This window comes from Halolamina salina, assembly GCF_042678005.1.
Taxonomy (GTDB): domain Archaea; phylum Halobacteriota; class Halobacteria; order Halobacteriales; family Haloferacaceae; genus Halolamina; species Halolamina salina.
In genome coordinates this window covers 23000-43000 of sequence record NZ_JBHUDH010000066.1, presented here as the reverse complement: position 1 = coordinate 43000, position 20001 = coordinate 23000, and the positions used below count along the sequence as shown (strand labels likewise).

The following is a 20001-nucleotide window of genomic DNA, read 5'->3' as shown; positions in this document are numbered from 1 at the left end:
CGTCGGCGAGCGCTGAGTCACGTTCGGGGGGAGCGGTGGCTCGTACATCAATCCACTCACTCCGGACGCCCGGACCGAAGGGCTAACTGACGGGCGCCCCTGAGCCGAGCCGTGTCCGCTCAGCTCTCGCTGGACGCTACCACCCCACAGCGGGGGATCGCCCGCCTCACGGGACCGGTCGCGGTCGTCGTCTCGATCGGAGGAATACTCCTCGCAACCGCCCTCTCGCCGACGTTCTCTTGGACGACCGGGGCGCTCTCTGATCTCGGCGTGACGCCCGGGACCGCGTGGCTGTTCAACGGCTCGCTGATCGTCGGCGGCCTCGTCGGCGCGCCGTACGCGTGGGCGCTGTGGAGCGCCGCGGCCGATCCGCTGGGCCGCCTCCGCGCGGGGTCGTACCTGCTCGCGCTGATCGCGATGGCCGGCGTCGGCCTCGCTCCCGCCGGCCGGCCGCTGCACTTCCCGTTCGCGGTCTCGTTTTTCGCGCTCGCCGCGCTGACCGCGGTCGTCGACGGCGTCGCCCGCTTCCGCCTCGACAGCGGGAAGCTCGCGCTGGCCGTGGGCGTGCTCGCGCCCGTGGCGTGGCCGGTCTGGCTGTTGTGGGTGGGGAGTCCCGGGATCGCGGTGCCGGAGTTCGTCGGCGCGGCGCTGTTCGGCGTCTGGGTGGTCGCGCTCAGCCCCGAACGCCCCGGCCGCCCGGCGTAGCTACGCCGCGAGTTCGGCGAACGCGTCGACGGCGGCGTCGTCGCCGGCCACGACCAGCGTGTCCCCCTCCTCGATCCGCGTCCCCGGGTCGATCGACGTGATCGTCCGGCCGTCGCGCTCGATCGCGATGACGGTGCAGCCGGTGCGGGCACGCACGTCCGCGTCTTCGAGGGTGTGTCCCACGAGTGCGGGCGCCTCCCGCCGGACGACCTCGACCTGCGTCTCGGGCGTGATCACCTCCTCGTCCAGCAGTTTCGACGCGAGCATCCGGCCGCTGACGGTGGGCAGCGAGAGCACGTACTCGGCGCCGGCGCGGTAGAGCTTCGGCGGCGAGTCCGCCTCGTTGGCTCGGGCGATCACGCTCGTCTCCGGCGCGACCTGCTTGGCGACCAGCGCCGCGAACAGCGCGCTCGTGTCGTCGGCCAGCGCGAGCACCAGCGCCTCGGCGTTGTCCACCTCGGCGTCCTCCAAGGTCGCCGGGTCGGTCACGTCGCCGACCACGTCCACGCCGGGCTTGTCCTCCACGTCGACGATGGTGACCGGGACGCCCGCGGCGGTGATCGCTTCGGCGACCGCCGAGCCGACGACGCCGTAGCCCGCGATGGTGATGCCGGACCGCCCCGAGCGGTCCTCCGCGATGCTGCGCCGTTTCATCGTCTCGACTCCCTCCTCCGGCCCGGCGACAAGCAACACCGTGTGTTCGTCGATCACCTGATCCGGGTCGGGTGCCGAGACGAACTCCCCGCGGAACCACGCGCCGATGATGTTGGTCCCCGTCAGCTCCTCGATCCCGCAGTCGCCGATCGTCCTCCCCGCGAGCGGCGAGCCACGCTGGACCAGCAGTTCGCCGACCTCGAACTCGCCGGCGATCTCGACCGCGCCGCTCAGCTCCGAGGAGACCGCGGCCGACGCCTTCCCCGCCAGCGACTCCCCGAGCACGTCGCGAGGGTGGATCACCTCGTCGGCGCCGGCGTAGCGGTGGTAGTCCGCGTGGCTCTCGTCCTCGACGAGGCTCAGCACCCGCGTCTCCGGGGCGACGTGCTGGGCGGCGAGGATCACGCTGGCGTTCGTCTCGTCGTCGCCGGCCACCACCACCGCGCTGGCGTCGGCGGCGGCGACCGCGTCGAGCGTCTCGGCCTCCTCGGGGTCGCCGTGTACCACCTCGACGCCGTCGGCCTGTAGCGACTCGACGGCGTCGTCGTCTGGCTCGACCACGACGTACGGCTGGCCGCGGGCGCCGAGTTCGGTGATCAGCGTGTCGACCGTCGGCGAGAACGCGCAGATCACGACGTGGCCGTCGCCGTCGTACGCCCGAGGCGGTCCCGACGCCAGCGCCTCCGCGAACAGCGGCAGCACGAACGCCGGCACCGTGAGGAAAATCAGCGCGACGCCGGTGAACTGCATCGCGATCGACAGCGCCAGCATCGGCGTGGAGTTCCACTGCTCGGCCTGCTCGCCGTAGCCGACGGTGGTGAACGTCTCGACGACGACGTGCAGCGCCTCGATGAACCGCATCTCCACCCCCTCCAGCCGCGCCATCCCGAACTGGTAGAGGACGGCGTAGACAAGGATCACCGCGACCGTCCCGAGGAGGTAGAGCCCAACACGCCGTGCCGGGTTCGCCATACTCCGCGTTCCGGCGTGTGGGGCTTAAAGTCCGCCGACTACCGCACCGATCAGATGATCTGCCAGCCGCCGTCGACGTGGAGCAGTTCGCCCGTCACGTAGCCCGCGGCGTCGCTCGCGAGGAACACCGCCGCGGGCGCCACGTCGGTCGGGAACCCCGCCCGGCCCAGCGGGACCGGCTTGAGGAACTCCCCTTCCTCGGCGCCCTCCTGTGCCTCCTCGGTCCAGCCCTCGAGGAACTCCGTCGCGATCTGCCCGGGCGCGACGGCGTTGACGCGGATGTCGTGTTCCGCGAGTTCGAGCGCCGACCCGCGGGTGATCATCCGGATCGCCCCCTTAGTGGAGTCGTACTGCACCTGCCCGAACTGCGCGACGTTCGAACTGATCGAAGCGGTGTTGACGATGCTGCCCGCGACGCCGCGGTCGATCATGTCGTTGGCGGCGATCTGGGTGCCGAAGAACACCCCCTTGGCGTTGACCGCGTGAATGCGGTCGAACTCGTCTTCGGTGACCTCCCGCATCGGCCCGCCGATGTAGAGGCCGGCGTTGTTCACCATCACGTCGACGCCGCCGTACTCGCGGGCGGCCTCGACGGCGACCCGGATGTCCTCGGGGTCGGAGACGTCGGTCTCGACGAACTCGGCGGTGCCACCGTCGGCCTCGATCCGCTCGTGGGTCGGCTTCTCGGCGTCACGGTCCTTCGGCTCGGGGTCGATGTCGGCGTTAATCACGGTCGCGCTGGCGTCGGCGAACTCCAGTGCGATCGCGCGCCCGATGCCGGAGCTTCCTCCGGTGACGACGGCCGTCTCGTCTGCGAAGTCGTACTGGACAGTACCCATACGCCCGCCCACGGCCGAACCGCACTTAATTCCCGACGCGTTCGGGCAGCGCCGCCGCCGTCGGCCGCAGTCTGTCGCCGCGCCCAAGAGCTATCGGCCCGGGCGACCCATCGACGGCCGTGACCCGCCACGTGACTCGGGAGGAACACTCCCCCGAATATCTCGACGAGGAGGACATCGACCCCGAGAAGGGCGACATCGCGGTCTGTCGCTGCGGGCTCAGCGACGACCACCCGTTCTGTGACGGCTCCCACCGACGGACCGAGGACGAGGGCGACGGCGTGTACTGCTACGTCGACGGGGAGCGCCGCGAGATCGCGAGCGTCACGTTCGCCGACGGCGAGACCGTCGAGTACGGCGACGACGGGGTAGACGAATCCGGCAACTGACCCGCAGCCGAGTGCTTTAGGCCGATGGGGCGACCAGCGGTTCGTGTGTACCGGACCGGCCACCTCGGGGTGTCGATGCTGGTGTTCGCCCCGATCGGCTACCTGCTCGTCGCGGTCGGGCTGCCGCTGGCGGCGCTCGCGACCGGCGGCGCGATGCTCTGGCTGGCGATGCTGCCCGACGTGGACCACCGGATCCCCGGCGTCCCCCACCGCGGGCCGACCCACTCGCTGCTGTTCGCCGGACTCGTCGGCGGGGCGTTCGGCGGCGCGGGCGCGCTGCTGGCCGACGGCGTGGGGACGGTCCGCCGCCTCCAGCTCTCGCTGTTCGGCTTCTTCGTCGGCTTCGTCAGCGTCGGCGCCCACCTGCTCGGCGACGTACTCACGCCCGCGGGCGTGAACCTGTTCTGGCCGTGGGGGCGGACGTTCAGTCTCTCCGTCACCCGCGCGGACAACACGCTCGCGAACTGGGGACTGTTCCTGCTCGGAACCTTCGCACTCGCCGCCGCGGGCGCGCTGGCGGCTCAGGGCGTCTGATCGGTGGCGAGCACCGCGCTGGTCGCCCAGCGCTCGTACCCCAGCGACTCGGCGAGCGCGACTGACGCCGGCAGCGAGTCGCGGGTCCGGTAGCGAACGATGCCGTCCCGGTCCACGTCGAAGGCGGTTCTCGTGATCATGGAGACGACCGCGCGTCCGTAGCCGCGCCCGCGGTGCTCGGGGTCGACGACGACGCCAACGTCCGGGAACGGGAGGTGGGTCAGCGTCGCGACCGCCACGAGGTCGCCGTCCGCGAACAGCCCCGCGGTCTGCCCGGGCCGGAACACGGGCGATGCGCGGGCCCAGTCCTCGTCGGGGACGCGCTCCCGGAGCCGCTCGAACGCCGCCTCGTCGGCGCCGACGAGCAGCCGGGCCGTCGACTCGACGGGCGAGAACGAGGCCTCGTCGACGTAGCCGAGGAAGTACGGGCCGTGGACGCTGTCGATCCCGGTGCCCCCCAGCGCACACGACACGGCCTCGGTCGCGGGGAGGTCGGCGGCGTGGAGTTCGTCGGCGGCGTCGGCGAGCGCGTCGTGGAACTCACCGGGAGCGGCCACGACCAGCGCATCGCCGCGACGGAACAGGCGGATCGTCCCCTCGGTGGCCGTGTCGACGACCGTGACGCCCGCCGCCGAGAACGCCTCGGGCGAACAGTCCAGTCGCTCGGCCCAGTGGCGGGCAATCCGGTCCTCGGTGTCGGGCGCGAGCGTCATCGTTCCGGGTTCCGAGGCCCGAGGGGAAAAGAGCGGTCGTCTTGAAGTGGCCGCCAGCCCAACGGCCGGCGATGGCCGACCCAACACTCGACGACGACGCGATGACCCGCTTCGAGGTGCCCGAGTTCGAGGAGCTTCCCGAGGATCTGCAGGACCGCATCAGCGAGGAGACCGAGGAGGCCGGCTTCACGCCGAACGTGTTCTCGGCGTTCGCCTACAAGCCGAGCCACTTCCGCGCGTTCTTCGAGTACCACGACGCGCTCGTGGACGACACCGCGCTCGACCGCGAGGAGGTGGAGATGATCGTCGTCGCGGTCTCCGGACGGAACCACTGCTACTACTGCAACGTCGCCCACGGCGCGCTGACCCGCATCTACTCGGGCGACCCCGAGCTCGCCGACCAGCTGGTCGCGAACTACCGACAGGCCGACGTGAGCGAGAAGCGGATGGCGATGCTCGACGTGGCAGTGAAGCTGACCGAGCATCCCGACCGCGTGACTGAGGCCGACCTCGAACGCCTCGCGGAGGTGGGGTACAGCCCCGAGGCGATGTGGGACATCGCCGCCGTGACCGCCTTCTTCAACCTCAGCAACCGGATGGCGATGTTCGCGGACATGCGGCCCAACGCGGAGTTCCACACGATGGGGCGCTGAGATCAGGCCGCGACCGCGGCGTCGACGACGACGAGCAGCACGAAGCCGACGAGGAACGCCGCCGTCGCGGCGTCGGCGTAGCCGTGGCCGTGGCTGGAGGGGACCATCACCCGGAGGACGACCGCGAGCATCGCGCCCGCGGCGAAGCCGGCGGCGACCGGGAAGATCCCCTGTGCGATCCCCACGAGCGCGAAGCCGAACACCGAGCCGACCACCTGCGGGACGGTGCCCGAGAGCGTGGTGTAGAGGAACACCTTCGGCGTCGAGACGCCCGACTGGGCGACCGGGATCGCGAACGCGAAGCCGTCCGGGACGTTCTGGAGCGCGATCACGACCGCGAGCACGAGCGCGACCTCCTCCAGCCCCGAGGCGTAGGCGATCCCCATCGCCAACCCCTCCGGCGCGTTGTGGAGCGTGATCGCGCCGCCGACCAGCACGGCACGGCGGAGTCGGTCGTCGAGCAGTCCGTCGTCGCTCTCGCCGTCGCTCCCGTCTGTCTCGCCGTCGATCTCGTCCCCCTCGTCGATCTCGCCCACACCGTGGCCGCGCCGGCGGTGGTACTCCGTGTGGAGGTGCGGGATCACGCGGTTCCCCGCGAGCAGGCCGAAGCCGCCGAGGAACACGCCGATCATCACCGCCGAGAGCGCGCCCTGCTCGCTGCCGGGGATGATGAGGCCGAACACCGACGCCGCGACCATGATGCCGCCCGCCAGCCCGAGCGCGGCGTCGTACGTGCGGTGGCTCACGCGGGCGCCGAACAGCGTCGGGACCGCACCGAGGCCAGTGGCCAGCCCTGCCAGCGTGGTCACCAGCAGCATCGACTGGAACGGGTTCATGGAGGGGAGGAGGGTGCGGCGGGGATAAATACGCTCTGGGGAGAGTTCTAAAAGACAGACGGGGGTATCTTGAAGTTGATACCTTGCTAATTGATGTCAATATGGAATTGCGGGAGCTCGTCGATCAGGACTGGAACAGTCACGAGCGGAAACGGTTCATAAAGGACGAAACGAAAACGAAGACCGACTCTTTCGACCCTGAATCGTTCAAACATGACGGCTTCAGTGATCGTGAGAAATATCTCGAAACCTACGTTCCCGCACTCGCCGACGAAGAACGGCTCGAAACGGAGCTGAACGACTTCACTCCGCCGCGGTTGAACGCTCTCAACGACTCTCCCTATCAGGCACTTGTCATTCGTTACGGAATCCTCCGCCAACTGATTCAACAGCCCGACTACAGTATGCCCAAGGACGGGCTTCTCGAGAACGTCCAGACGTGGCAACTCGATATACTGAACACGTATTCGGAGGACGATTTCCCTGATTCCGACGACCTGCTCCACCTCGCCGAGGCTGCTGTCGACTACAAGAACGACGTCGATGATTCGGAGCTTCACATGGTGTACAGCTATTTCGAGCTGCACAACCGCTCCCGGGAGCGGAAACACGAGTACTACACCTGGCTGGATCTCTTCAAGCGCCTCTCAGCTATCGACCGGTTCCCGAAAGTCCGGCGTTCCGACAGCCCCGAACACGCCCTCGACACGATCGAGAAGGGGCTCTGGTCACTTCAGGAACAGGCGATCGTTTACGAGGTGAACACCGACAAGATGAACGAGCTCGTCGGTATTCCCGAAGAGTATATCGACTACGTCCGGGACTGGCTCTACTACGAGATGTCCGAGGAGAACTATCTCCGGATGCTAGAGACCCTCAAACCGTTCGACAGGCAGTCACTGCTCGTTGACGTCCGTGATCGGTACGGAATCGAATCGAAGACGGGGGGACGAAACGACAGACGCCGCGAGAGTATCGTGGAGGGCGGCGTATTCCCGAGCGAACTGCTCAGGTACGCGCTCACGAAAGACGAACTCAAGGAAATCGTTGATCGATACGGGCTCAACGCTCACAAACAGAAAACTGACGAGATGATCTCGGCGATCATCGACTACTTCGAGCAGTCTCAGAAGTCGGTCGGGGACGACGATCCGGCCGTCGAACTGTATCTGAGTGCGTACGAGGATATCGCCGACGGGACAGTACAAAAGATACCCCCACAGCTACAGGACCTCGTCGACGCGGACAATCCGGGTGACAAGCTAGATGTGCTCTTCGAGGACGCGACGGCCGAGATTTTCAGCGAAGTGTTCAACCTCGATGGAACGAATCTCCTTGGCCAGCAAGCGAGCGGAGTCGTCGCCGACGGGGAGATCGAACAGGACGGCAAGTGGCTACTGTGGGACAACAAGCGTCGAGCCCGGGAGTTCAAACTGGGCAGCACCGCACGCAGCAAGATCAAGAGCTACATCGACACGAAGGCTGAACAGCATCAAGTAGAGTGGTTCCTTATCATCGCCCCGGAGTTCAGTAAGAACGCCGAGGCCCACGCTGAACAGCTCGAGATGCAGGTTGGCCGTGATATTCGACTTGTACGCGCAGCAGACTTCAGGCAGTTAGCCGAACAGTGGCGTGAAGAGTACGCCGACGACGGACACGAGCTACCGCTCTCGATATTTTTCGGCTCCGGGCTGTTCGATCCAGACATGGCGATGCAGGTTCTGGAGCAGCAGTTCTCGTGACGGACGGGCTCAGCTACTCTCCCAGTTCGAGAATACATATACGGGCCCGCATTCATTAGGGGAGTATGAACGATCTGAGATCCTCGAGTGCAGGATGGTTCGCCGGCGTCGACCCCGGCGACCCCGAGGCCGCGGCGGCGGCGATCCACGAGAGCGAGGCCGACGAGCCTCGCGACTGGCCCGCGCTGGCCGTCGACGCCGGGTTCGCCGCCGACGAGGACGAGTACTACGACCGGCTCCACGAAGCGACCGTCGAGGCCGCCCGCGAGGCCGCACGCGCGGCAGAGCGCGCGGACGACCAGCAGTTGATCCACGCGCTGCGGGCGATGGACGACGCCGAGCGCACCGCGAACGAGCTCGCCGAACGGCTGGAGGAGTGGGCCGGCGCGCTGCTCGACGTGGAGGAAGACGCCACGGGACTCGACTTCGCGGCCGTCGTCGCCCAGCGCGACCCCGCGGACGCCACCGAGGAGCGGGCGATCTCGCTGGCCGAACGCGTGGTCGACCTGCGGGAGGAACGTGACGAACTGCGAACCTTCCTCGAGCGCCGCGCGCCCGAGGTGGCGCCGAACCTCGCCGAGATGGCCGGTCCCGTGCTCGCCGCGCGGCTGATCTCGCTGGCCGGCGGGCTGGAGTCGCTGGCGAAGAAACCCTCCGGCACCGTGCAGGTGCTCGGCGCCGAGGACGCGCTGTTCGCCCACCTCCGCGGGCACGCGCCCTCGCCCAAGCACGGCGTCATCTTCACCCACGAGTTCGTCCGCGGTACGCGGCCCGATGACCGCGGCTCGGCGGCCCGCGCCCTCGCGGGGAAGCTCTCGATCGCCGCGCGGATCGACTACTACAGCGGCGACCGCCGCGAGAGCGTTCACGAGGACCTGCGCGATCGAATGGAGACGATCCGCGCGCGTGCGGCGGACGACGAAGAGGTGGACGATGAGTGAGCTTCCCGCCGGGGTCGAGCGGCGTCCTGTCGCCGGCGAGGACCGCTTGACGACCGAGGGCGAACCGGTGTACGGCGAGCCGACCGTCGACGGCCGGCGGGTGTGGGACGCCGGGCGGTCGAAGCTCGGCGCGATGCTCGAACTCGGGATGGACACCCGCCTCTCGGGCGGCGAGTCGGTGCTGTACCTCGGCGCCGCCTCCGGGACGACCGTCAGCCACGTCGCCGACTTCGCGGGACCGACGTACGCGGTGGAGTTCGCGCCGCGCCCGGTCCGGGATCTGGTGGACGTGGTGGAGAGCCGGCCGAACCTGTTCCCGCTGCTCGCCGACGCACGGAAACCGAAGGAGTACGCCGGCGTCGTGGAGTCCGGGCTGGACTGCATCGTCCAAGACGTGGCGACCCGCGGGCAGGCCGAGGTCGCGAACCGCAACGCGGCGTTCCTCGCCGACGACGGCCTGCTGCTTGCGGCGATCAAGGCCCGCAGCGAGGACGTGGTCGCGGAGCCGGATGAGGTGTTCGAGGACGTCCGGGGGACGCTGCGGGAGGAGTACGAACTGCTCGAAACGGCGCGGCTGGACCGCTACCACGACGATCACCTCGGGATCGTCGCCCGGAAGCGGTAGCACTCGCCGCGTTCCGGAGCCGGCACCCTATTTAGTTGGGGACCCTCACTATGGAGCAAATGGAGGAACTGGGCTCCCGCGAGAGCTTCGACCGGATGGGAACCCTCGGCGTCGAGGAGGAGTTCTACGTCGTCGACAGCGAGGGGTTTCCCGTCTCGGGCGTCGACGAACTGGTGTACGGCGACGACGAGCCGCCGGCGCCGCTCGCGGGGAAACTGGACCACGAACTGTTCAAGTTCACCATCGAAACCCAGACCCCGCTGATCGAGGACGTTGGGGCGGCCGAGGACCACCTGCTCGCAGTGCGGGAGGCGCTGGTCGAACACGCCGAGACCCACGGCTATCAAATCGCCGCAGCGGGGCTTCACCCCGAGGCGCGTTGGCGCGAACTCGATCACGCCGAGAAGCCGCGGTACCGCTCCCAACTCGAACGAATCCAGTACCCACAGCACCGCAACACGACCGCGGGGTTGCACGTCCACGTCGGCGTCGACGACCCGGACAAGGCGGTCTGGATCGCGAACGAGCTTCGGTGGGAGATGCCGCCGCTGCTGGCGCTGTCGGCCAACTCCCCGTTCTGGAACGGGTTCGACACGGGGCTGGCCTCGGCGCGGGCGAAGGTGTTCGAGAACCTCCCCAACACGGGGATGCCGACCGCGTTCGAGGATTACGCGGCGTTCGAGCGCTACGAGCGACGGATGGTCGAGCAGGGCGCCGTCGAGGACCGCGGCGAGCTCTGGTTCGACGTGCGCCCCCACACCGGCCACGGCACCGTCGAGATCCGGACGCCGGACGGGCAGGTCGACCCCGCGGTCGTCGACGCGTTCGTCGAGGGGATCCACGCGATGGTGATCGACCTCGCGGAGCGCTACGAGGACGGGAAGCGCGACTCCCTCGGCGCGGGGCTGCGCCGGGAACTGCTCGACGAGAACAAGTGGCGGGCCATGCGGCACGGCCACGACGCGACGTTCGTCGACCGCGACGGCGAGTCGACGATCGGGCTCAGCGAGGCGATCGAGCGCACCTGCGACCGGATCGGCAACGACGCGCTGACGGCGCTCCTCGATCGTGAAAGCGGGAGCCAGCGACAGCGGCGGATCCACGAGGAGCAGGGGAGCGAGGCGCTGCGGGAGTCGCTGGTGCTGTAGTCAGTAGCGGATCGGGTACTCGCGGATCGTCTCGGGGACGGTGTCGCCCCAGAACTTCTGCATCTCCTCGTCGTCCATCCCGCGTTCGGTCTCCAGCGCGGACTCGTAGGCCTCGCGCAGGTCCGAGATCGGCTGGCCGGGCGTGTCGACCCTGAGGTTGTGGTAGAGCTTGTGCGGGTCGCCGTACACCAGCACTGCGGCGCTGAGGTTGTCGCCGCGCTTGTCGCCGCCGGCGGACTCGCTGGCCTCGAGCGCCGTCAGGAGGCGGTCGGTGAACCGTCCGGTCGCGCGCTCGAACCCGGCGGCGACGGCGTCGATCACCTCGGGGCTCGCGAGTAGATCCCCGCCGACGGTGTACTCCTCGCCGACGTAGTGGTCGGCGTGCTCGACACACTTCTCGCCGGTGTGGGCGTACGTCCGCCCCTCGGCGTCGATCCCGTGGAGCTGGAGTCCTTTCGACCCCGCCCGGCCGGCGACGAACGCCTCCGCGGCGGTGGGGAGGGCGATCCCGCGATCGAGCAGGCCGAGCAGGGCCTCGCCGTAGTCGGCGCCGGCGTCCCACGACTGGGTGACGACGGCGCCGTCGGCGCTCACCCACGGGCAGACCGCCCCGACCGCGGGGAACGCCGACGCGACGGCGACGCCGACCTGTTCGGACTCGGGATCGCGGGCCGCGATCGAGATGGTCACGGCGGCCGCCCCCTGCTCGTGGTACTCTCAGTCACACCCCGACTGAGGCTGTCGCCGGCTTGAACGTTCCGGCCTCGGCCGAACGTTTTTGCCCGACCGCACCGCCACGGTCGACCGTGTACCTCTCACACCCGGTTCGGCGGATGCGGGACGACCCCGGCGAGGCGACGGCGGCGCTGGTCGTCGAACTCAGCGACGACGCCGCACCGTCGAGGCTCCGCGAGACCGTCGCGGACGCCGGCGGCGAAGTGGTCGAGGAACTCGGGTTCGACTGCTGGCTCGTTCGCCTGCCCGAAGCGGGCGTCGACGAGCTCTGCTCGCTCGCGGGCGTCGTGCGGGTGGAGACCGACGCGACGCTGGAGCGGACCGTCGACGAGACGGTCGAGGGGGAGGGGAGCAGTCCCGCCGAGAACGAGGATACGCGGGAGGTCTGACGGCACTCGCCGGAATCGACGGCGCCGCGGCGCGTCTGCGGGGCTACTGCGGGGGCGACGATGCGGTCGGTGGCGACTCTCGCTGGGGGGAGTCGGTCCCCGGTTCCGTCTCCGCTCTCGGCAGCGTCACGGTGAACACGGTGCCGCCGGGGCCGGTTTCGGTGAGTTCGACGTTCCCCCCGTATCGGTCGACCAGTCGAGCCACGATCGTGAGGCCGATACCGTGGTCCGTCTTCCCCGTCACCGGCTCGAACAGCACGTCGCGCTCGGCCTCGGGGATGCCCGTCCCGTCGTCCGCGACGCGCACGTCGACGGTGTCCGGCGCCGGCGACACCGAGACTGTCACGTGGGGGTGGCCGCTCTGGTTGTGTTCGACCGCGTTGTTGAGTAGGTTCGAGAACACCCGCTTGAGGAGTTCGTCCGCGCGGACGTACACCTGATCGGGAAGCTCCGCCTCGGTCTCGACGTAGCCGTATCGGTCCTCCAGCTTGTCGAGCTCCTCCTCGAGCAGGTCGGTGAGATCGACGGGGGAGAGATCGGTCCCCTCCTCGAGCGACTGCAGCAGCAGGCGTACGTCCTTGGTCGTCCCGGTGAGTTCGGTCGCCTGCCGCTCGATGATGTCGAGATACTCGTAGGCGGGGTCGTCCTCGTCGGCGCGCTGCTTGAGCAGGTCGGCGTAGCCGCTGATGACGGCGGCGGTGTTCAACACCTCGTGTCGGAGCAGCGAGTTCAGGTCGTCGAGCATCTCCCGTCGCTCCTCGGACTCCCTCGCCTGGATGGACGCGCGCTCGGCTCGCACGGCACGCTGCACCGCCCGGGCCTCGTAGTAGCCGATCAGGAAGCCGCCACCGGCGCCGATGCTGAGCGACCATCGCGCCCATCCGACCGCGATCAGGCGGTTGGCAGGCGGCATCGTGAGCATCAGCATCGCGTTCACGAGCAGGAAGCCGCCGCCCCCGGCGACGGACCACTTCAGGACCCGGAACTGCTGGTCGGTGGAGAGCGACGAGCGAGACAGGTACACGCCACCCGCGACGAGTCCGACGACGCCCGGGATGGTCGTCGCGAGTCCGACGACGTACACGTCGTTTATCAAGTAGAGGCGGTTCGAAAGTGTAAGCCAGATGAATTCGATCGCCACAATCGCTCCTAATAGACAACCGAGCGCGACCAGAAGCGTGTTTGCGCGGTTGTCAAACTTCACTCGTTACGCCGTAAAAAACGGCTTAATACTCATAATCGTTCCGGGGATTCTCGCATCGAGAGTCCCACCGTTCAACGGTAGGAGAGTTCTGCGGCAGGATATCGGGGGATGGGAGTCGGCAGTGGGGGGATCACCACCTCCTGTGTTCGATCGGAGATGGCGAAGCTGTTCGGGTATTCGAGAAAAGACACCGTTCGTCTGCTACTCAAAGATCGTCTTCAGAGAACACTAGCCGGGCGCTGTTCTCCGTGAGCCATTCGGAGTGATCTTCGTACTCGGGGTCATGCTCCGCAACGAGCGACCAGAAGTCGGAACCGTGGTTGGCCTCTCGGAGATGAGCGATCTCGTGAACGACGACGTAGTCAACGATCTCCGGCGGAGCCATCATTAGCCGCCAGTTCAGCCCGAGCGTTCCGTTCGAGGAACAACTTCCCCACTTAGTACGCTGGTTCCGAACCTCGATCTTCTCGTACTCAACGCCCATTTCCTTCGCGAAGTGATCAGCTCGCCGCTCGAACCGTTGACGAGCGTTTCGTCGGTACAGCGTTTCCAGAGCACGTTCGATAGAGGTGTCCTCGACATGGTGTTTCGCAAGACGGAGGGTATCATCCCCGACGCTCGACGAAGGACGCTGTTCGACGACAACCTCGTGTTCCTCCCCGAGGTACGGGAATGATTCGCCCTCCTCGAACTGACGCTCCGGTACTTGCTCCCGGTACTTCTCGAACCCTCTCATTTTCTCGACGACCCACGCGGCGTTGTCGCGGAGAAGTTCTGCCGGCGTGACTGACGAAGGCTCAGGGAGAACGACCGTAACGCCGTGAATATCCACGTCGATACGGGGTTTCGAGGCGTTGATGCTGTGGCGTACTTCGTACTCGATGGTGTTCCCCAACAGCTCGATCTCGTGGAGCTGTGCTTCAGCCATGGTTCTGGATGAGGTAGTTCCGGAGCGCGTCCACGAACTCGTCGTCCCGGATCAGGTGGCCGAGATCGTACTGCTTGACCATCACGTCCAGCAGGATGCGCTCGATTTCCGAGATGGTCTGCTGGTTCGTCTTCCAGCCGGGGTAGTCGCGGTCAACGCGGTCGTGGAACTGCGAGACGATCTCCTTAGCGATTTCTTCGGCTTGTTTCTCTGACTCGACAGCGTCGGGTGTCTCCTCAGTGAGGTGCGTGTAGATGGCGAACTCCGCGTCGTCCATTCCCTGTTTCTCAGCGTCTTCTTTGACGCTCAGCACCGCATCTTCGACCGACTTCAGCGCCTCGACAGCCTCGGGGTCGCTGATCTCCTCATTCTGCCAGCGTTCGACAATGTCGGTCACGCGTTCGCTCAGGCGCTTGTATCGCGGGTTCTGGTTCTCCCGTGGGTGCAGGTGTTCCCGAGTGGCGTGGGCGACCTGCGACGCCTTCACGCCGGGATTGTCGAGATCTTCAACGTCTTCGAGGTACTCCTCCCCGAGCTTGTAGGTGGGGAAGTCGTCCTTGATCGCTGTAATCTCGACGTTGTCGCTGATGATCTCTCGTGTCTTCTCCCGCATGTCCTCCTCGGGATCGTCGTCGCCCGAGGTGGTACGCTTGAAGGCGACGTGGACTCGGCTCAGCCACTTGTAGTCGTCCTCAACGTCTTCCTTGACCAAACGACCATCAGGGGCGACCGCCTCGTAGAGGTTCTGGAGCCGTCGGAAGCCCTGCTTGAACTGCCGTCGCTCAGGATGGGTGCTTACCCGACTGACCGCCTCGTAGGTCGCTTCCTGCGTGTCGGTCTTCGGAATCCCGTCGAAAATGTCCATCACGGAGTTGACCTGCTCAACGAGATCGTCGAACAGCTCGTCCTTGTTACGGGCAGCATACTCCTTCGTCTCGGCGTCGTAGTCCAGCGCGTCGTCGATGTTCTCGAACACGCCCTGGAAGTCCACGATCTCCCCGTTTTCCTTCCCCGCAGCAGGCCGGTTCGTCCGGGCGATGGCCTGCATGAGATTGTGGTTCCTCAGGTTCCGGTCGAGGTACATCGTCTTGAGGATGGGCGCATCGAAGCCCGTCAGGAGCATGTTGTGGACGACGAGGAGTTCGGGGTTGCTGTCTTCCTTGAATGCCTTCACGATGCTGTCGCGCTCCTCCGCGTCGGTGTGGAACTGCTCGATAATGTCGGGGTCGTCCTTCGTGGCGGTGTAGAGTACTTCGACCGCGTCCTCCCCACGCCGCTCGACGAGTCGTTCCCCGTACATCGCCGCCGACCGACGACTCGGTGTGACGACCATCCCTTTCCAGCCGTTCGGGGCGACGTGCTGGTCGTAGTGTTGGTCGATCTCCTCGACGGCGCGGTCAACGCGCGGTTCGATCTCCGCGAGCGTCGTCGCGTTCACGTTGTCGCGGATGAACTCCCGTTTCTGCTCGGTCGTCATCCGACTGAACTCCGCCTCGAACTCCTCGTCCAAGCCCTCCTCGTCGATCTCCCACTCCATCTCGTGCCGGAGCGTGAAGTACACGGGCAGAATCAGCCCGTCCTCGATGCCCTGTTTCACGGAGTAGCGGTGAAGGTAGTCTTCGCCCTCGGGGGAGAACTCCCGGAACGTGTTCTTGTCCTTCTCGCGTTCGCCCTCGCGTACGGGCGTCCCAGTAAACCCGAAGTGGTAGCAGTCGGGTAAGGCCGCATCGAGGCGGCTCCCGAGGTCGGCCTCCATGAAGCGGTGGGCCTCGTCGGACATGACCACCACCTCGTCGTTGCCCTGGACATCGGGGTCGACGTCCTCGAACTTCTGGATGGTCGTGAGAACGAGTTCGCTCTGGCCCTGCTCGATGAGCTCCTGCAGGTGGTCGATACTCTCTGCTTCCGTCCAGCGCTCAAGCGAGAGATTCGCCAGCTGGTCGCGCATCTGGCTGTTCAGCTTGTCCGTATCGACGATGATGAACACCTGCGGGTTCTTCGCCACGTCGGAGCGTTTCAGCAGGTTCTCGGCGGCGTACAGCATCGTGAACGACTTCCCCGATCCTTGGGTGTGCCAGACGAGGCCGCGTTTGTGTTCGCCGGCATCGACGCGGTCGAGGATTCGGTTCACTGCGTAGTACTGCATGTAGCGCGGGACGATCTTGGCGTCGCCGCCGGCCCGCCGTTCGTAGAAGACGAAGTGCTTCACTAGGTCGAGCAGCGTGGAGGGGTTGCACAGCGCCTTCACCGCCTGCCGCATCTCGTTCTCGTCCTCGAACGTCGCGGGCGCGTCGTTCCACGGCTCGTAGAACTCCTTGGGTGCGCCGACAGCGCCGTAGCGGAGTTCCATCGTGTCGGCGGCGATGTTGAACAGGCCGGGGACGAACAGTCGTGGCACGTCCTCCTGATAGGCCAGCAGGTCGCGCACGGCGTCGTGCCAGTCGTTATCCTGTGCGAGACTTTTGAGTTCCATCGTCACCAGCGGAATCCCGTTGACAAACAGGTTCACGTCCGGACGGATGGTCGTCTCGCGGGAGACGGAGAACTGATTCACCGCATGGAAGCGGTTGATCTCCGGGTTCTCGTAGTCGATCAGGTCGACGTAGATCGTCTCGCTCGTGCCGTCGTCGTGCTGGACGGTGAAGCTCTTGCCCTTGGTGAGCAGTTGGTAGAACTCTCGGTTGCCGTCCATGAGGTTCTCCGCATCCAGGTCGCGTCGAAGCGAGGAGATGAACTTCTCGACGTTCTCCTCGGTGACGGCGTCGTTGAGTGCGACGACCTGCTCGGCGAGGAGGTCCCAGTAGATGACCTCGTGGCTTTCGCGGCTGAAAGCCTCGTCAAGGGTTTTCGCACCTCTGTCGCCGTCCTGCCCGTACGTTTCCCATCCGACGCCGTCGAGCCACGAGAGGAGCGAGCGTTCGACGCCGTACTCGGATGGGGTGCTAACCATGTTGGGCGATTTCTTCGGGTACCTCTATGTTAGTGTTGGTTGTTCTGACTTTCCCCGAGAGGAGGTCTTGCATGAGGCCCTGTTTGAGGGCCTGAAGTTGCGATTTATAATCTTTCTCGTGCTGTATCCGAGCTTGGTATGTGTCAAGCACTTCAATAATTTTCTCTTGTTCTTCCTCGGTCGGAATTGGGAATCGCATGTTTAGCAGGTCAGAACCTGCCAGATTCTTCTGTACTCCTCCTTTTGCACGACGGTTAACTCGTCGGCGCCCGAGTGAACTATTCACGTAATACTTCATGAAATTAGGGTTGAGTGAATCTTTGAAGCGGAAACGTATGAGGAAGGCTCCGGGAATAGTCGGTTTATGATGATTTTCCCATACCGTGCCTATACCCGTAGTCCCGCTTCGTGTGATCATAAAGTCTCCCGGCTTCAAAATATGTTCCTCAACTTCATCATATTCGAGGTCAGCTACCGGCATATCATCAAGATCGATATGACCGTTGTCATCAAGATCGGTTGTGCGAAGTGTGGCTATCTCTCCATCCTCATCATACCTCTCAGAGCCGAACCTTGGGCCAAACGCACTTTCCTTAGTATGTTCTGAAAGCTGATCAAAATTCCAATCACCCGGGATTGTTACTAAACGGGTTTGCTCAATAGTATCATGGTCGAAGTACCCCTCCCGGAAAAGGTGTTGCTCAACTCCACGTTGGATTTGTTTTGTTCCTTCAATCATCTTTTCGGTCTTCTCAATAGCTTGGTCAACCGTGTAGAGTACGGTGGCGATTTTGCGCTGTTCAGGGAGTGGAGGAAGGAGGAAATTGAAGTTGCTAAATAGATTCCACGATGTTCGTGGCATCCGCGTTCCTGCCGAAGTACGCCGGGCGTAGTCATACGCAGGTTTGGAACTCAACCGATACAATAGCCACTTAGAATTCACATCCGACTCTGCGACTATTGGAAAAATGTCGGTTGACGCAACGCCTTCGAAGTCGGGTTGTGCCGATTTCTCCAGATTCGGGCGAAGCTTCGCAAAGAGAATATCCCCAGTTTCAAATCGTCGCTTAGTGCTTGAAAGGTCATCAAGAGACTCCCAATCAGGCACCGGGTCGTTTGGGTCAATATGCTCTAATCCGATATGCTTCTCTAATTCCACCTCTTGAGGATCAACATTGTCCGACCGCTTGTAGGCTACTTCGTGGAGTTGGACTTCTTCCCACTTTTGTTCCTGTTTATCACTCTCCTCTGGAACGAACTCGCTCAACGTGGATTCCTCATTCATAGTTCAACGCCTCCATGTGCTCCGTCATTGTCGCCTCGATCTCGTCACGCTCCGCCTGCAATTCGCGTAACTTCGCCAGTTCCTCCGCTACATCAATATCCTCTTCCGGTTCGGTCGTATCGACGTACAGCGCGATATTCAGGTTGTAGTCGTTCTCTCGGATCTCGTCCAGCGACACCGTCCGGCTCACACGCTCCTCGGTCGCCCATCCCCGGAAGTTCTCAATAATGTGATCGAGGCCGTCCTCCGTGAGTTCGTTCTGGTTCGACAGCTCCTCGTAGAAGTCCTCGTCGGCGGCGTGGATGAACTGCACCTCGTCCTCACGCTCCTCCGGCTTGTCCGTGTTCAGCACGAGCACCGCCGAGGGAATCGCGTTGTTCTGGAACAGGTTCTCAGGCAGGCCGACGATGGCCTCCACTATACCCTCTTCCAGCATATACTCCCGATAGCGTGATTCGTGCTTCCGAAATAGCACACCGTGGGGAACGACGATGGCCGCCTTCCCACCAGCGCCATCCTGATCAGGACGCTTCAACTGCTTCGCCATGTGCATGATGAAAGCGTAGTCGCCTCGGTCGGCACGCGGCAGTTTGTCGTGCCAGTCGAAGCGGTCATACGGGTCGTCCTGAAGCCCGTCCTTGTCCCAATCGGCGGAGAACGGGAAGTTCGCCAGCACGCGGTCGAAGCGCGTGAGTTCGTTCTCCTCGTCGTTCGTGAACGCGGGGTTGGAGAGTGAATCTTCGCGCTGAATCTCCCCATCGAGGCCGTGGATAGAGAGGTTCATCTTCGCTATCGCGGCAATGTCGGGGTTGATCTCCTGCCCGGTGAACTTCATCTTCGAGGGGTCGGCGTTCTGCTCCTCGCGGTAGTACCGCGCCGCCTCGATGAGCATCCCCCCGGAGCCGACAGTCGGGTCGTGGAACGTCATCCCGTCCTCGAACTCATCGACGAGTCGAACGCAGAGGTTGACGATGTGCGGCGGCGTGAAGAACTGCCCACCGGACTTGCCCTCCTCCTCAGCGAAGTGACGCACCAAGTCCATGTACGCCTCCCCGAGCATGTCCGGTGGCACGCTGTCCCGGTCGAGATCGTAGGTGTCGAGGTGTTCGATCAGTCGCCCGAGTCGGTCGTCGTCGAGGGCGTCGGCGTCGATGAAGTCCGCGCGGAAGACGCCGGAGAGTTCGGGGTTCTCCTCAACGAGCGCGTCGAAGGCTTCGTTGAGGGCCTGATCGACATTGTCGCTGACTGCGCGGAGGTCGTCCCACAGGTAGCCTTCGGGGACAACGGGAATGTCGTATAGGTTCTCTCGTCGGGCGAAGTCCTCGCCGTACTCGTCGACGTTCCGTTCGTACTGGACCTCGAACTCGTCGGAGATGGATTTGTAGTAGACGAGCGGGAGGATGTACTCCTTGTAGTCGGTCGGGTCAACGGCGTCGCGGATTATGTCGGCACATTTGAAGAGGTGAGATTCGAGCTCGTCCAGGGAGAGCGGCATACCCCGAGGGTGCCACCGTACCAATATATCTCCTGTGGTGGGTAGTCGACTGCGCGCAGTCACACGTTACGCGCGAGGAAGCGATGCACCGTTGGGTCAGTAGTGTATCGACGCCGACTCGCGGTCCGCAAGCTCACCGCTCGAACGTTGGCGTTGAGAGAAGTGCGCTGGCTGGGATTTGAACCCAGGTTGTGACCATGGCAAGGTCACGTGATACCACTACACTACCAGCGCGTTCCTTCGTATTCCCACCAAGTGCGGTTT

At 64.9% G+C, this 20001-nt stretch carries 19 protein-coding genes and 1 tRNA gene; 9 read left to right on the top strand and 11 right to left on the bottom strand.

Annotated elements, in window-relative coordinates; translation table 11 throughout:
- Positions 1 to 111: 111 nt before the first annotated feature.
- Positions 112 to 705 carry a DUF998 domain-containing protein gene (locus ACFR9S_RS07350; protein ID WP_379818352.1) on the top strand — a complete coding sequence of 198 codons (594 nt, stop codon included), beginning with the start codon at positions 112 to 114 and terminating at the stop codon, positions 703 to 705.
- Here the strand turns inward: ACFR9S_RS07350 and ACFR9S_RS07345 are convergent, their stop codons facing one another.
- Positions 706 to 2331, bottom strand: a complete 1626-nt coding sequence (locus ACFR9S_RS07345; protein WP_379818351.1) for a potassium channel family protein — start codon at positions 2329 to 2331, stop codon at positions 706 to 708.
- 50 nt (positions 2332 to 2381) lie between these two features.
- Positions 2382 to 3170: an SDR family NAD(P)-dependent oxidoreductase gene (locus ACFR9S_RS07340; RefSeq protein ID WP_379732181.1), complete on the bottom strand. Its 789-nt coding sequence runs from the start codon at positions 3168 to 3170 to the stop codon at positions 2382 to 2384.
- A gap of 119 nt (positions 3171 to 3289) precedes the next feature.
- On the opposite strand from ACFR9S_RS07340, the gene ACFR9S_RS07335 reads away from it, so the two are divergent.
- On the top strand, positions 3290 to 3559 hold the full coding sequence (locus ACFR9S_RS07335) for a CDGSH iron-sulfur domain-containing protein (protein ID WP_379732180.1): 270 nt from the start codon (positions 3290 to 3292) through the stop codon (positions 3557 to 3559).
- A 45-nt stretch (positions 3560 to 3604) separates the two neighbouring features.
- Positions 3605 to 4093 carry a metal-dependent hydrolase gene (locus ACFR9S_RS07330; RefSeq protein WP_379818350.1) on the top strand — a complete coding sequence of 163 codons (489 nt, stop codon included), beginning with the start codon at positions 3605 to 3607 and terminating at the stop codon, positions 4091 to 4093.
- Here the strand turns inward: ACFR9S_RS07330 and ACFR9S_RS07325 are convergent.
- On the bottom strand, positions 4081 to 4806 hold the full coding sequence (locus tag ACFR9S_RS07325) for a GNAT family N-acetyltransferase (RefSeq protein WP_379818349.1): 726 nt from the start codon (positions 4804 to 4806) through the stop codon (positions 4081 to 4083). The two genes, ACFR9S_RS07330 and ACFR9S_RS07325, sit on opposite strands and share 13 nt — an antisense overlap.
- A gap of 71 nt (positions 4807 to 4877) precedes the next feature.
- On the opposite strand from ACFR9S_RS07325, the gene ACFR9S_RS07320 reads away from it, so the two are divergent.
- Positions 4878 to 5459, top strand: a complete 582-nt coding sequence (locus ACFR9S_RS07320) for a peroxidase-related enzyme (RefSeq protein WP_379732130.1) — start codon at positions 4878 to 4880, stop codon at positions 5457 to 5459.
- Positions 5460 to 5461: 2 nt separating this feature from the next.
- Here the strand turns inward: ACFR9S_RS07320 and ACFR9S_RS07315 are convergent, their stop codons facing one another.
- Positions 5462 to 6295: a ZIP family metal transporter gene (locus ACFR9S_RS07315; protein ID WP_379818348.1), complete on the bottom strand. Its 834-nt coding sequence runs from the start codon at positions 6293 to 6295 to the stop codon at positions 5462 to 5464.
- Between the two features lie 101 nt (positions 6296 to 6396).
- On the opposite strand from ACFR9S_RS07315, the gene ACFR9S_RS07310 reads away from it, so the two are divergent.
- The 4 genes from ACFR9S_RS07310 to ACFR9S_RS07295 all read left to right on the top strand — a co-directional run bounded on the left by ACFR9S_RS07310 (position 6397) and on the right by ACFR9S_RS07295 (position 10751).
- On the top strand, positions 6397 to 8037 hold the full coding sequence (locus tag ACFR9S_RS07310) for a hypothetical protein (protein ID WP_379732132.1): 1641 nt from the start codon (positions 6397 to 6399) through the stop codon (positions 8035 to 8037).
- Positions 8038 to 8102: 65 nt separating this feature from the next.
- Entirely contained in the window at positions 8103 to 8978 is an 876-nt protein-coding gene (locus ACFR9S_RS07305; protein ID WP_379818347.1) for an NOP5/NOP56 family protein, read from the top strand.
- Positions 8971 to 9603 carry a fibrillarin-like rRNA/tRNA 2'-O-methyltransferase gene (locus ACFR9S_RS07300; protein ID WP_379732405.1) on the top strand — a complete coding sequence of 211 codons (633 nt, stop codon included), beginning with the start codon at positions 8971 to 8973 and terminating at the stop codon, positions 9601 to 9603. Before ACFR9S_RS07305 ends, ACFR9S_RS07300 begins: the two co-directional genes overlap by 8 nt.
- A gap of 59 nt (positions 9604 to 9662) precedes the next feature.
- On the top strand, positions 9663 to 10751 hold the full coding sequence (locus tag ACFR9S_RS07295) for a glutamate--cysteine ligase (protein ID WP_379732404.1): 1089 nt from the start codon (positions 9663 to 9665) through the stop codon (positions 10749 to 10751).
- Here ACFR9S_RS07295 and ACFR9S_RS07290 read toward each other — a convergent pair whose 3' ends face one another.
- The gene (locus ACFR9S_RS07290; protein ID WP_379818346.1) at positions 10752 to 11441 is read right to left on the bottom strand and encodes a DUF1028 domain-containing protein; all 690 of its coding nucleotides are present in this window, start codon (positions 11439 to 11441) and stop codon (positions 10752 to 10754) included. It lies immediately after the preceding gene.
- 116 nt (positions 11442 to 11557) lie between these two features.
- Between ACFR9S_RS07290 and ACFR9S_RS07285 the strand changes: the two genes are divergently transcribed.
- Positions 11558 to 11875, top strand: a complete 318-nt coding sequence (locus tag ACFR9S_RS07285; protein ID WP_379730895.1) for a hypothetical protein — start codon at positions 11558 to 11560, stop codon at positions 11873 to 11875.
- A gap of 43 nt (positions 11876 to 11918) precedes the next feature.
- On the opposite strand, the gene ACFR9S_RS07280 is transcribed toward ACFR9S_RS07285, so the two are convergent.
- The 6 genes from ACFR9S_RS07280 to ACFR9S_RS07255 all read right to left on the bottom strand — a co-directional run bounded on the left by ACFR9S_RS07280 (position 11919) and on the right by ACFR9S_RS07255 (position 19971).
- Positions 11919 to 13079, bottom strand: coding sequence for an ATP-binding protein (locus tag ACFR9S_RS07280; RefSeq protein WP_379730894.1), 1161 nt, complete (start codon positions 13077 to 13079; stop codon positions 11919 to 11921).
- A 205-nt stretch (positions 13080 to 13284) separates the two neighbouring features.
- Positions 13285 to 14007, bottom strand: a complete 723-nt coding sequence (locus tag ACFR9S_RS07275) for a M48 family metallopeptidase (protein WP_379730893.1) — start codon at positions 14005 to 14007, stop codon at positions 13285 to 13287.
- The gene (locus ACFR9S_RS07270; RefSeq protein ID WP_379730892.1) at positions 14000 to 16957 is read right to left on the bottom strand and encodes a type I restriction endonuclease subunit R; all 2958 of its coding nucleotides are present in this window, start codon (positions 16955 to 16957) and stop codon (positions 14000 to 14002) included. The genes ACFR9S_RS07275 and ACFR9S_RS07270 overlap by 8 nt, the downstream gene beginning before the upstream one ends.
- Positions 16950 to 18242, bottom strand: coding sequence for a restriction endonuclease subunit S (locus ACFR9S_RS07265; RefSeq protein ID WP_379730891.1), 1293 nt, complete (start codon positions 18240 to 18242; stop codon positions 16950 to 16952). The genes ACFR9S_RS07270 and ACFR9S_RS07265 overlap by 8 nt, the downstream gene beginning before the upstream one ends.
- Entirely contained in the window at positions 18235 to 19737 is a 1503-nt protein-coding gene (locus ACFR9S_RS07260; RefSeq protein WP_379730890.1) for a type I restriction-modification system subunit M, read from the bottom strand. Before ACFR9S_RS07260 ends, ACFR9S_RS07265 begins: the two co-directional genes overlap by 8 nt.
- Before the next feature lie 163 nt (positions 19738 to 19900).
- Positions 19901 to 19971: transfer RNA gene (locus tag ACFR9S_RS07255), tRNA-Gly, on the bottom strand.
- Between the last annotated feature and the right edge of the window lie 30 nt (positions 19972 to 20001).

Coding starts and splice junctions, on each gene's coding strand:
- ACFR9S_RS07345 (WP_379818351.1), bottom strand. CDS start 2,331: ATGGCGAACCCGGCACGGCGTGTTGGGCTCTACCTCCTCGGGACGGTC.
- ACFR9S_RS07340 (WP_379732181.1), bottom strand. CDS start 3,170: ATGGGTACTGTCCAGTACGACTTCGCAGACGAGACGGCCGTCGTCACC.
- ACFR9S_RS07325 (WP_379818349.1), bottom strand. CDS start 4,806: ATGACGCTCGCGCCCGACACCGAGGACCGGATTGCCCGCCACTGGGCC.
- ACFR9S_RS07320 (WP_379732130.1), top strand. CDS start 4,878: ATGGCCGACCCAACACTCGACGACGACGCGATGACCCGCTTCGAGGTG.
- ACFR9S_RS07315 (WP_379818348.1), bottom strand. CDS start 6,295: ATGAACCCGTTCCAGTCGATGCTGCTGGTGACCACGCTGGCAGGGCTG.
- ACFR9S_RS07310 (WP_379732132.1), top strand. CDS start 6,397: ATGGAATTGCGGGAGCTCGTCGATCAGGACTGGAACAGTCACGAGCGG.
- ACFR9S_RS07305 (WP_379818347.1), top strand. CDS start 8,103: ATGAACGATCTGAGATCCTCGAGTGCAGGATGGTTCGCCGGCGTCGAC.
- ACFR9S_RS07300 (WP_379732405.1), top strand. CDS start 8,971: ATGAGTGAGCTTCCCGCCGGGGTCGAGCGGCGTCCTGTCGCCGGCGAG.
- ACFR9S_RS07295 (WP_379732404.1), top strand. CDS start 9,663: ATGGAGGAACTGGGCTCCCGCGAGAGCTTCGACCGGATGGGAACCCTC.
- ACFR9S_RS07275 (WP_379730893.1), bottom strand. CDS start 14,007: ATGGCTGAAGCACAGCTCCACGAGATCGAGCTGTTGGGGAACACCATC.
- ACFR9S_RS07270 (WP_379730892.1), bottom strand. CDS start 16,957: ATGGTTAGCACCCCATCCGAGTACGGCGTCGAACGCTCGCTCCTCTCG.
- ACFR9S_RS07265 (WP_379730891.1), bottom strand. CDS start 18,242: ATGAATGAGGAATCCACGTTGAGCGAGTTCGTTCCAGAGGAGAGTGAT.
- ACFR9S_RS07260 (WP_379730890.1), bottom strand. CDS start 19,737: ATGCCGCTCTCCCTGGACGAGCTCGAATCTCACCTCTTCAAATGTGCC.